Annotated in this window: 6 protein-coding genes; all 6 read right to left on the bottom strand. The window is 59.7% G+C overall.

Annotated elements, in window-relative coordinates; genetic code table 11:
- Nucleotides 1-105 precede the first annotated feature (105 nt).
- On the bottom strand, nt 106-3,255 hold the full coding sequence (locus J4D99_RS10300; RefSeq protein WP_208131615.1) for a CusA/CzcA family heavy metal efflux RND transporter: 3,150 nt from the start codon (nt 3,253-3,255) through the stop codon (nt 106-108).
- Nucleotides 3,256-3,406: 151 nt separating this feature from the next.
- Entirely contained in the window at nt 3,407-4,510 is a 1,104-nt protein-coding gene (locus tag J4D99_RS10295) for an efflux RND transporter periplasmic adaptor subunit (RefSeq protein ID WP_208131614.1), read from the bottom strand.
- A gap of 68 nt (nt 4,511-4,578) precedes the next feature.
- Nucleotides 4,579-5,859, bottom strand: a complete 1,281-nt coding sequence (locus J4D99_RS10290) for a TolC family protein (protein ID WP_208131613.1) — start codon at nt 5,857-5,859, stop codon at nt 4,579-4,581.
- Between the two features lie 309 nt (nt 5,860-6,168).
- On the bottom strand, nt 6,169-9,276 hold the full coding sequence (locus J4D99_RS10285) for an efflux RND transporter permease subunit (protein WP_208131612.1): 3,108 nt from the start codon (nt 9,274-9,276) through the stop codon (nt 6,169-6,171).
- 36 nt (nt 9,277-9,312) lie between these two features.
- Nucleotides 9,313-10,419 (bottom strand): efflux RND transporter periplasmic adaptor subunit, encoded by a 1,107-nt coding sequence (locus J4D99_RS10280; RefSeq protein WP_208131611.1) that lies wholly within the window; start codon nt 10,417-10,419, stop codon nt 9,313-9,315.
- Between the two features lie 93 nt (nt 10,420-10,512).
- Nucleotides 10,513-12,237, bottom strand: coding sequence for a TolC family protein (locus tag J4D99_RS10275; protein ID WP_208131610.1), 1,725 nt, complete (start codon nt 12,235-12,237; stop codon nt 10,513-10,515).
- Nucleotides 12,238-12,410: the final 173 nt, after the last annotated feature.

Below are 12,410 nucleotides of genomic sequence, written 5' to 3'. Positions count from 1 at the left end.
TGCGCGAGCGAAGCGAGCAACTGGCGCTAGGGGTCGTTCGGCCCCGCCTGCTCGCTGACGCTCGCGCACGAAGCCGAACTTCGCGCTACTTGCCAGCCGTATCGATTAATGGGCCGCCAGCTCCCGGCTAGCCGTCAGGTCGTCGGAATAATGGGTGTGCTCGGCGCGGTAGGTGCGCTCGAATATCAGCGGGAAGATAAACAGCGTGAGCACCGTACCCGTGAGCAGGCCGCCGATAACCACGATAGCCAGCGGCTTAGACGTTTCCGAGCCGATGCCGGTGCTCAGGGCCGCCGGCATAAGGCCGATGATGGCCATGAGGGCCGTCATCACCACCGGGCGCACGCGCGAGGCCACGCCTTCCGAGAGGCTGCGGTCGAGGCTCATCTTGTGCAGCATGTTCTGCTTAAAGACGCTGATGAGAATTACGCCGTTCTGAATACAGATACCAAACAAGGCGATGAAGCCGATACCGGCCGAAATCGAGAAGTTGGTGTGCGTGATGAGCAGCATCGCAATGCCGCCAATGAGGGCAAACGGCACGTTGAGCAGCACCAGGCCGGCATCCTTCAGGTTGCCAAACAGAATGAACAGGATGAAGAAGATGAGCGCCAGCGAAATCGGCACTACCTGGGCCAGGCGCTGGCTAGCCCGGCGCTGGTTCTCGAAGTCGCCGGTCCACTTCATCGAGTAACCCTTGGGTAGCTGCACCACTTTGTTCACTTTCTCCTGCGCCTCGGCAATGGCTGAACCAAGGTCACGGCCCCGCACCGAGAACTTCACTGCCGAGAAGCGGGTGTTGTCGTCGCGGTAAATCAGGCTAGGGCCGGTTACCTGCTTCACGTCGGCTATCTCGTTCAGGGGCACGGTTTTGCCGGTTTGGGTGGGCACCATAAGGGCTGCAATCTCGGTCGGGCTCTGGCGGAACTGCGACTCGTAGCGCACCCGGATGGGAAATTTGCGCTCGCCCTCGTACATCTGGCTGGCCTGCTTGCCGCCCACGGCCATTTCGAGCACGGCGTTGGCGTCGCTCTTGCTCACGCCGTAGCTGGCCATGCGGCGCTCGTCGAGGTCGGCGTGCAACTCGGGCTGGCCGATGTTGCGCAAAAGGCCCAGGTCGTCGATACCATCCACGTGCTGTAGCACTTCATATACCTGGCGGGCCTTGCCCTCCATTAGCTTGAGGTCGGTACCGTAAATTTTGACTGCGATGGAGCCCTTTACGCCCGAGGCAGCTTCCTCCACGTTGTCGGTAATAGGCTGCGAGAAGTTGAAATCTACCCCCGGAAAGCGGTTCAGCTTTTCCTTCATGCGCTCGATGAGCGCCTCGCGGTAGTCCTTATGCTTCATGTTCTTCTGCACCTCATCCGTGTGCTTTATCTGCACCAGGAACTCGTTGTTGTAAAAGCCCGTGGGGTCGGTGCCATCGTTGGGGCGGCCAGTCTGGCTCACCACGTCGCTCACCTCGGGGAAACTGATAAATACGCGCCGCATCTCATTACACAGCTTGTTCGAGGCGTCGAGTGAAATACTCAGCGGCAATTGCGCCCGCACGTAAATCGAGCCTTCGTTGAGCTCCGGCAAGAACTCGGTGCCCAAAAACTGGTACATGCCCACGCCAGCCACTACGATGAGCGCGGCCACGAGGAGGCTAGCCGTCTTGCGGGCGTAGGTGAAGTCAAACACGCTCTTGGCGCCCTTGTTGATGGCGCGCAGCAGGAAATTGTCTTTCTCCCGCACGTTTTTGCGCAGCAGTATGCTAGCCAGTACCGGCACCAGCGTCAGCGTAAAAATCAGGGCCCCTAGCAGGGCAAAACCCAGCGTCCAGGCCAGCGGCGAGAACACCTTACCTTCTACTTTCTCGAACGAGAAAATCGGTAGCAAGGCCGTGATAATGATTGCCTTAGCGAAGAAAATCGACTTACCCATGTCGCGGCCGGTTTTCTTGATGATACCCAGCTTGGCGAGCTTGTTGAAGCGCTCCATGCCCACCTCGTGGGCCTTGTGGTCGAGGGCCACAAAGAGCCCTTCCACCATCACCACGGCGCCGTCGATGATGATACCGAAGTCGATGGCGCCCATGCTGAGCAGGTTGGCGCTCATGCCCTTCAGGCGTAGGCAGATGAAGGCAAACAGCAAGGCTAGCGGGATGATGATGCTCACAATCACCGTGGTGCGCCAGTCGGCCATGAACAGGAACACAATCACCGTCACGAAAATCATGCCCTCGGTGAGGTTGTGAATTACCGTTTCGGTCGAGAAGTCAATTAGGTTCTGGCGGTTGTAGAACGTGCTGATTTTCACGTCGGGCGGCAGAATCTTGTCGTTCAGCAGCTCCACCTTGGCTTGCAGCAGCTTAATGACTTCAGAAGGGTTTTCCCCCTTGCGCATCACCACGATACCTTCCACCATATCATCGTTCAGGCCCCGGCCCACGCGGCCCAGGCGCGGCAGCGCCGACTCGGCCACTTGCGCCACGTCCTTCACCAGGATGGGCGCACCATTCACGTTCTTCACGACCGTGTTGTTGATGTCCGAAATGTTGTTGAGCAGGCCAATGCCGCGCACCACGTAGTTCTGCTGGCCTTCGTTTATCACGTCACCGCCCACGTTGATGTTTGAGCGCTGCACGGCCGTGTAGAGGTCTAGCGGCGTCAGGCCGAAGTCCTGCAGCTTGCTAGGGTCTACTGAAATTTCATAGCTCTTCACCTCGCCGCCGAAGCTGTTCACGTCGGCCACGCCGGGCACGGCTTTCAGGTTGCGCTCCACCACCCAGTCCTGAATGGTTTTGAGCTCGCGGGTCGTTTTGTCCTTGCTAGCCAGCGTGTAGCGAAAAATCTCGCCGGTGGGGCCGTAGGGCGGCTGCACCTCAGGCTCGGCGCCGTCGGGCAGGTCGGCGCCGGCCAGCAGGTTGTTTACCTGCACACGGGCGAAGGCATCGTCCACGCCGTCGTCAAAAATCACCTTCACCACCGACAAGCCAAAGAGCGTGGTCGAGCGCACGCTGGTTTTCTTCTGTACGGGGTTGAGGGCAATCTCAATCGGTGCGGTCACGAACTTCTCAATCTCCTCGGCCGAGCGGCCGGGCCACTGCGTGATGATGGTGATTTCAGTATTCGTCACGTCCGGAAACGCTTCGATGGGCGTGTTCCGGTAGCTCACCACCCCGGCGATAACCGCCGCTAGGGTAAGCAGGAAAATAAAGCCCCGGTTTTTCAGGGAAAAGGCAATAATGCCCTGGATGAATTTATTCACTGCAATTAAATATGAACTGCTCTTGACTCATCTGTCATTGCGAGCCTGCGAAGCAATCGCATCTGAACGACCCTAGCGGAAGTCGTTCACCCATCGTTCTGGTGCGATTGCTTCGCAGGCTCGCAATGACAGACGACGTTATGCTACTTAATTAGTCGTTCAGCTCGTCGTACACGAGCAGTTGGTTTTTGGTCACGATGACGTCGCCGGCCTTTAGGTTGCCGCTCACGTAGCTCACGTCACCCACGGTTTTGAGCACCTTCACGGAGCGAGTATCTACCTCCGTGCGGCTCTTGTACACGAGCACAAAGTGCTGGTCTTTGTCAAACACCACCGAGTTGGCCGGCACGGCCAGCTCCTTTTGCTTTTCGGTGTTGAGGATGTGCACCTGGGCGTACATCTCGGGCTTGAGTAAGTAGCCTGGGTTAGTGAGGCGGATGCGCACTTTCAGGGCTTTGCTGTCGGGGTCGAGCACGTTAAATACTTTGTCGACCACACCGTGGAAGTGCTTGTCGGGATAGGAGAGCGTGGTGATGTCGGCCTCGTAGCCCAGCTTCACGTTGGCAATGTCGGCCTCAAACACGTTGGCCAGTACCCACACTTGGTCGAGGTCAGCGATGGTGAAAAAGCTGTCCACGTTCGAATCGTTGTACTGCATGTTCTGCGTCACGTTCTTCTCCGTGATAAAGCCCGAAATCGGCGCTTTAATGGTGTAGCGCCCATCTTTCGACACCCCATAGATGCCAAGCTGCTTGTTGGTTTTGCCCAGGTTGCTCTGGGCTTTGCGCAGCTCCTCGCGGGCCAGCACCACGTCGCGCTCGGCCGCCAGGCCGGCCTTAAACTGGTCTTCGGCCACACTCAGGTTTTTCTGAGCAATGGCCACGTCGGTGCCGGCGGTACTGTTCTGGTTTTGCACGTCGGCGATTTCGCCCGAGCGCACCACGGCCAGCACCTGGCCTTTGGTCACGTGGTCGCCAAGCTCTACGTTGAGCTTTTCAACCACGCCGCCTACCAGCGGAAATACCTTGGCGGTTTTGTCACCGTTGGTCGTTACCTGGCCCGAAAACGACTGCTCGCTCCGCACCGGTTCCAGGCGCACAGAGTCGAAGGCCAGCTCCTTCAGGGTTTGGTCGGAGAGCGAAAATTTCTTAGTGGTTTTGGTTTCCTCCGCAGCCGTCGCGGTTTCCGACGACGAGGCTTTGGAGCAGGCCCCCAGGCCTAAGGTCAGCAGCAAAAAATAAGCAGCGCGGTTCATGAAATAGAAGTAGTGGCGCGGGCTAGCCCCTATCGGGCGCCGGGCCAGGCAAGGCGAAAAAGAAAGGGTTATTCGGCGCGAAAGAAGGTGCGCCCGGTAGCCAGGTTGATGCTCTCAAAAGCGCGCACCCGGTTGGCCCGCAAGGTATTGAGCTGGATGACGTTGTTTTTGTAGGCCTCGTAAAAGTCGAGGTACTCCACCACGCTGATGAGGCGCTTGGTGTAGCTCTGCTCGATGTTGTCGATGAGGCGCGAGAAGGGCGTCGTGTCGCGGTTAGTGTGCTGGTAGAGGTCGTCCTGGCGCAGGGCTACCTGGTAGGCCTCGTGCACGTCGCGGCGCACCACCAGGTGCTGCTGGGCCGCCTGGGCCTGGGCATTGCTAATCTGGGCTTTAGCCGCCTGAATATTGCCCTGATTGCGGTTGAAAATGGGCACTGCCACCCCTAGCGTAATCGAGTTGTAGTTGTTGATATAAGAGCCGAAGCGGTCGTAGGTATAGCCCACGGCCAGGTCGGGCGTAGCCACGGCGCGCTGCAGCTTCAGGTTCAGCTCCTGGCGCTGCACTTCGGCGCGGCGGGCCAGCAGGTCGGCACGGCGCACCACGGCCGTGTCGGTGAGCTGCTGCTCGGGATAGGCGCCTAGCGACAGGTCGCGCACCTTATCGGGGTTTACCACCGGCTGGTAGGCCGAGCGGGTCGAGTCGCGCAGCAGCACGTGCAAGTCGGCCTGGGCATTGGCCTGCTCCGTTACGAGACCTAGCCGCTCGCTTTCCAGCGTAAACAAGAAGGCTTTCAGACGAATAACCTCTTTGAGCGCGATGTTGCCTTTCTCATACTGGCTCTGGTAGAGGTCAACGGTGTGGCGCAGCTGCGGTATCTCGTTGTCGTACACACGCAGCGTGAGCTGTCGGAAATACACGTCGTAGTACGTAGTACGCAGCTGAAAGCGCAGGTTACGCACCAGGTCTTCGAGGTTGTAGGTTTCGACCACGGCCGCCTGCTGCGCCGCTTTGCCGGCCGCCCGCCGCCGCCCGGCTAGCGCAAAAAGCTGCTGCGCCTGAAAGGCTACCTGGTTGCCGGCTGCCCCGCCGCCATCCAGCTCGCGCCGGTGCATGGCTTGCAAAATGGCATTCTGGTCAACCAGGATGGTCGGGTTGTCGATGAGGCGGGCCTGCACGGCCAGCGCCTGGGCCGCCGTGATGTTGTAGCGCTGGGCCAGCACCTGCAGGTTGTTTTGCACAAAGCGCTGCTCGGCCTCGGGCAGCGTCAGGCGCACGGTATCTACGGGCACCGGCGCGCCCGGCACCTGCGCGTGGGCCGCTAGGCCCCATGCCAGCCCGGCAAGCAACAAACCCGTGCGGCGAACAAATTGGCCAGCGCTACCCAGCGGGGCCATTGGCTGGAACGGTGTTAGGAGGCGTTGCGCAGCACCTATAATTCTTTGTAAAATCACTTTTTTGCTTTTAAACCTAGCTAGGCACTTGAGCAAAGCTAACATGAAGTAAGCGGACTTCATTCACTGGTTTTCCATATTCATTAAGCCCTCATTAGAGACAGATTAGAGAGGCATTAGAAACAGATTAGAAACGGCGACTACAAACACAAAGAACCCCCGACCAAGATGGCCAGGGGTTCGCACAATATGTTCACTAATATATCTTTACCTATGGCGCTCACGCTCTTGGCGGCTGCTATATACCCATTCGTACACAGCGGGCAGAATAAGCAGGGAAAGTAGCGTAGCGGTGATGAGACCACCGATAACTACGATAGCCAGCGGCTTTTGCGTTTCGGAGCCGATGCCGTGGCTCACGGCGGCCGGCAAAAGTCCAAGTGAGGCCATAAGGGCTGTCATTACCACCGGGCGCAGGCGCGAACGGGCGCCATCCTTGATGGCCTGCACCAGCGGCATACCCTCTCGCATGTTTTGGCGGAACTTGTTGACCAGAATTACGCCATCCTGGGTAGCGACCCCGAAGAGTGCAATAAAGCCCACACCGGCCGAGATAGAGAAATTGACCCCCGTGAGGAGCAGCGCCGCAATGCCGCCAATGAGGGCAAATGGCACGTTCAGGAGCACCAGCACCGAGTCAAGGGCATTGCCAAAAGAGATGAACAGGATAAAGAAAATGGCCAGAATGCTGATGGGCACCACAATGGAGAGCTGGCGCTGGGCTCGCTCCTGGTTTTCAAACTCGCCATTCCACTGCGCGGCGTAGCCTTTGGGCAGGGCCACGTTTTTCTTCACTAGGGCCTGGGCCTCGGCAATGGTGCTGCCCATATCGCGGCCGCGCACCGAAAACTTGATGGCGATGAAGCGTGAGTTATTCTCGCGGTAGATGAAGGCCGGGCCCGAAACGTTGCCGATGGTGGCAATTTCCTGGAGCTTCACCTTGCCGCCGTTCAGGTTGGGCACCAGCAGGTTGCCAATCTGGTCGGGCGTCGAGCGGTAGGGCTGGTCGTAGCGCAGGCGCAGGTCAAACTTGCGCTCGCCCTCAAACACCTGGCTCACGGCCTTGCCGCCAATGGCCATCTCAATTACGGCGTTGGCATCGGCGGCATCTACGCCAAACTGGGCCATCTTGTCGGGGTCGAGGGTGATGTGCAGCTCGGGCTGGCCTAAGTTGCGGAATACGCCGAGGTCTTCCACGCCTTTCACCTTCTTGAGCAGGGCGTACACTTCATCGGCCTTCTTGTCCAGGAAGTTGAGGTCGTCGCCGGTAATTTTAACGGCCATCGAGCCCTTCACGCCCGACACGGCTTCCTCTACGTTATCGCTGATAGGCTGCGAGAAGTTAAAGTCGATGCCCCGGTAGTGGGCCAGCTTGGCCTGCATCTCCGCAATAAGTTGCTCCTTCGTGATTTTCCGCTTCCACTGGTCGGCTGGGTAGAGGTCCACGAAAAACTCGTTGTTGAAGAAGCCCGTGGCATCGGTGCCGTCGTTGGGGCGGCCGGTTTGCGAAATCACCCCGCGCACCTCCGGAAACTGCTCAAAGTCCTGCCGAAACTGCTTGGTGAAGTGATACGAGTCTTCGAGGCTGATACTCAGCGGCATCGAAGCACGCACGTAGATAGAGCCCTCGTTGAGGTGCGGCAAAAACTCGGTGCCCACAAAGTGAAACGCCCCGATACCCAGCAGCAGTGCCACTAGGGCCCCACCCATCGCTCGGCGCGGGTGCCCCATCACGGTATCGAGCAGCGGCGCATAGTTGCGGTTTAAGAACTCGATGAGCGGGTTGTGGCGCTCGCGCACGTTCTTCTTCAGCAAGATGCTGGAGAGCACCGGCACCAGCGTAAGGGCTAGCAGCAAGGCCCCTAGCAGGGCAAACCCCAGCGTATAGGCTAGCGGCGAAAACAGCTTGCCTTCTACTTTCTGGAACGAGAAAATCGGAATCAACGCCGTGACGATGATGAGCTTAGACGTGAAGATGGACTTGCCCATCTCGGTGCCGGTGTGCAGAATCTTGCTCAGCTTGGCGCGCTTGTTGAAGCTTTCCATGCCCTCGTGCTCGGCCCAGTGGGCCAGCATCACGAAGAGTCCTTCCACCATCACCACCGCCCCGTCGATAATGATGCCGAAGTCGATGGCGCCGATGCTCAACAGGTTGGCCGTCATGCCCTTCCAGCGCATCAGGATGAAGGCAAACAGTAGGGCTAGCGGGATAACCATTGCCACGGTTACCGTGGTGCGCCAATCTGCCAAGAAGATGAGCAGCACAATGGTTACCAGCGTAATACCCATTATTACGTTCTCCCCTACCGTGTGCAGGGTGTGCTCGTTGAGCTCGGTGCGGTCGTAGAACACCTTGATTTTGACGTCGCTGGGCAGCACTGTGGTGTTCAGGTAGTCTACCTTAGCTTCGAGCAGCGGCAGCACGGCGCCGGGGTTTTCGCCCTTGCGCATGAGCACAATGCCTTCCACCACGTCGTCGTGGTCGTCGCGGCCCACAATGCCAAGCTGCGGCAGGTTAGAAGTGTGGACGTTGGCAATGTTGCGCACCAGCACCGGCACGCCGTTCACGTTCTTGATGATAATCTTCTCGATATCAGCCACGTTTTTCACGATGCCGATGCCGCGCACCACAAAGGCTTGCTGGCCTTCGCGCACAATGTCGCCGCCCACGTTCACGTTGGCGCGCTGCAAGGCCTGGAACACGTCGAGGGCCGTGAGGCCGTATTTAGTGAGCAGCGGGGGCGTCACGGCCACTTCGTAGGTCTTCACCTTACCACCAAAGCTCACTACATCGCCCACGCCGGGCACCGCTTTCAGGTTTTTCTCAATCACCCAGTCTTCCAAGGTTTTAAGCTCGGTAGCCGACTTTATTTTGGAGGTGAGCGTGAAACGGTAAATCTCGCCGGTGGGGCCGGTGGGGGGCTGCACCTCGGGGGCCACGCCGTCGGGCAGGTTCACGTTGGCCAGCTTCTGGGCGGCCTCCATCCGGGCGTTGAAGTTGTCGGTGCCATCTTCAAACACGATTTTGATGAATGACAGCCCGAAAAGGTTGATGCTGCGAATTACCGTTTTGCGGCTTATCGAGTTCATCTCCGTTTCGATGGGGATGGAGATGAAGCGCTCTACCTCCTCGGCCGAGCGGCCGGGCCACTGCGTGATGATAACTACTTCGGTATTCGTTACATCGGGATACGCCTCAACGGGCGTGAAGTAGAAGCTCACCGCGCCGGCCACTACCACCAGGGCGGTGATAAAGAACACGACGAAGGGGTGCCGCAGCGAAAAGCCGATGACACCTTTGATGAATTTATTCATGGTCAGGTAGTTGGCAGGAGCTGCCGACTGAAAAAACTAGTCCGTCAAATCGTTGAAAAGCAACAGGCTCCCCTCGGTCACCACTTGGTCGCCATGCTTGAGGGCGCCGGTCACGTAGCTGTATTGCGAAGTGGTGCGCACCACCTGCACCGGCACCACGCGGTACTTGCCGGGGCTGTCCTGCTTCACCACGTAGTATTTATCCTGGCTGAAAATCACCGCCTTGGGGTTCACGGCTAGGCCCTCGCCGGCGTCTTCGAGGTGCAGGCTCACGGTGCAAAACATGTCGGGCTTGAGCAGGCCGTCGGGGTTGGGCAGCTCTACCCGGGCTTGCAGCACGCGGGTGTCGGCGTCTACCACGTTGGAGATGTTGGTGATGGTGCCCGAGAATTGCTTGTCGGGGTAGGCTAGCGCCGTGATATTCACTTTCTCCCCCACCTTCACTTCTTCCACATCCGTCTCATACACGTTGAGCAGAATCCAGACCCGGCTCAAATCGGAGATAGTGAAGAGCGGCGTCGAGTTATCGGGCCGCAGCTGCATGTTGGGATTGATGTTGCGGGCCACCACGTAGCCGCTCACCGGCGCCTTCACCTGGTACACGGGTTGCGCCGTACCGCTGGCACTGGCGCCATACACCTTGAGTACCTGCTGCGTGCGCGTAAGGGCCGACTGCGCTTTGGCTAGCCCCTCGCGGGCCGCGATAAGGTCTTGCTGCGAGGCGAAGTTGGTTTTATACAGCTGCTCGGTGTTGTCGGCCGTGCGCTTGGCCAGGGCGTAGTCGCTCTTGGCGGCGTTGTAGTCGTTGAGGTAGCCGCTCACGTCGGCGCTTTGCACGGTGGCGAGGGGCTGGCCCTGGGTCACGTGGGCCCCTAGCGCGGCGTTCACGGCCAGCACGTTGCCCGATACTACGGGGTATACCTGGTCGACGCGGCGCTGGTCGTAGCTCACCTTGCCCGTAAAGCGCAGGTCCTGCGCCAGGTTTTGGCTCTTCACGGTGTCGGTGCGGTACGCCGATTCGGTATCTTTCGTATTAGTGGGCAGCTCGGCTTTTTTGTCGCCGCAGGCAGTCAGGCTCACGACCGGGGCAGCTAGCAGGCCCACGATGAGCAGGCGGAAGGGCGTTTTGGGAAAAGACTTCATTTTTATAATGGTTAATGATTAATGGTTAATTGCGAATGACTTCACGGCTTTTTCCCAGCCTTTCATCATTGATAACTACCCATTTACCATTATTTAAAACACTTTGGCGTTGGTGGCGAAGTTGATTTGCTGCTCACTTTGCAGCAGGCGGCTGCTGATGTCGATGAGGCCGAGCTGGGCTTCCTTATAGGCCCGGAACTTGTCGATGAAGCTCACCAGGTCGATAAGGCGGCGGTTGTAGTCGGCCACGGCATCGCGGCTCACGCTGGCCGTGCGGGCCAGGTAATCGGGCGTGATGCTCTGGCGCAGCGCAATGGCCCGCTGCAGCTGCTCGTAGGCGCCGGCCACGTCCTGCTCTACCTGGAGGCGCACGCCGTTCAGGGCAAAGCCCGATTGCTGAATCCCGATTTTGGCCGCCTGAATATTGCCTTGGTTGCGGTTGAAAACCGGCAGGTCGATGGCCGTCTGCACGCCGAAGTAGTGCACGTAGGTGTTGCCCTGGCTGGCGTAGTCGGCACCCACCATCAGCTTGGGCACGGCCAGCGAGCGCTGCACGGCCAGGTTTTGCTCGGTGTAGGTAGTTTGCTGGGTGGCAGCGCGCAGGTCGGGGCGCAGGGCGTAGGCCTGCGTTTCGAGGTCGGCCAGAGCGGGCACGCTAGCCGGCGCGGCCGGCAGAAACTCGACGCCCTCGGGCGCTACGAATACAGTACCTGGTGCGGCCAGCAGCACGCGCAGCGTGGCCTGGTCCTGGGTGAGCTGATTGAGCAGGTCGGCGCGGTCGCGCTCCAGGCTTTGCTGCTCCAGCTCCAGGCGCGTCACCTCATACGAGGCCACCACCCCTAGCCGCAGGCGCTCGCGGTAGGCAGCCAGCAAGCGGCCCAACTGGGTGCGCTCCTGGTCGGTAAAATTGAGCTTGCGCCGCTCGGCCGCCACATTATAGAAAGACTGCACCAGCTGGTAGCGCGCCTGCCGCAGCAGGTCTTCAAACGCCGCCTGCTGCACCGCCACGCCGGTGCGCGCGAGCTGCACCAGCTTCGAGCGCCGCCCCGAAATATCAATCAGCTGCTGAATCTGGGCCACGAAGGTGCCGCCGGTGGGGTTTACCGGGTCGGTCTGCTTTTGCAGGGGGAAGAACGCGCCCGTATTCGGGTTGTAGGCGTTCACCTCCATCTGAAGGTTGGGGTTATCGCGCAGCAATGCCTGCCGGATGGCCGCGTTGGCCACATCGATGTTGAAATGCTGGGCCAGCAGCTGGAAATTAGCCTGCATGAAGCGCGCCTGGGCCTGGTCGAGCGTGAGGCGCAGCGAGTCGGTAGGCGTAGTGAGGGCCGTCGTGCCAGCCAGCGCGCCCATTGCCACCGGATACTGCCCGAAAGCCGGGCTAGCCCCCGGCGCGGCCGGGGAAGCCGGCGTAGCGCTGCCCGTGGCCGGCACTGTACCGGGCGCAGCCGACTGCCCGGCGCCAGCCCGCGTCGGGATGCCGGGGCTCATGGGCGCGTTGCTGGTAGGGGCGCCGCCATTGGGGGCACCGCTTAAGGTGCCGCCGGGGCTGGTAAGCGGCGCGCCCGGCTGCCCAAACGTGGGAGTAGCGCTAGGCTGGCCGGGCAGTTGGGCCGGCGTGACGCCCCGCTGGGCGCCGGGCGCCTGGCCGGTGGTAGAGGCAGGGGCGGCGGCTGGCGCCGTAGACGCGGGCAGCGGGGTGCCGGTGGCCGGGCGGGCGACGTTGGGCAAGGGCATCTGGGCCCAGCCGGCCAGCGTAATCAAGCTGAATCCCCCGGCCGTGGCTAGGGTTCGGAAGGCAGAAATAGGGAAACGCATAGTGGGTTCACCGCTGGGCGCCGCCACCGCGCCGTATGTGGCATGATGGCGGGCGCTAAAGCGCTTGTGAAAAGATGCTACAAAGCTCCCCTCCCCACATTAGGTCTCTATTAGAGGCACATTAGAGGCGAATTAGAAAGATGAATTTTTGTAAAAAACTTTGTCATTTTTTC

The organism is Hymenobacter sp. BT559 (assembly GCF_017571525.1).
Lineage (GTDB): Bacteria > Bacteroidota > Bacteroidia > Cytophagales > Hymenobacteraceae > Hymenobacter > Hymenobacter ginsengisoli.
The sequence above is the reverse complement of the archived record's forward strand: the minus strand, read 5'-3'. Positions and strand labels throughout refer to the sequence as shown.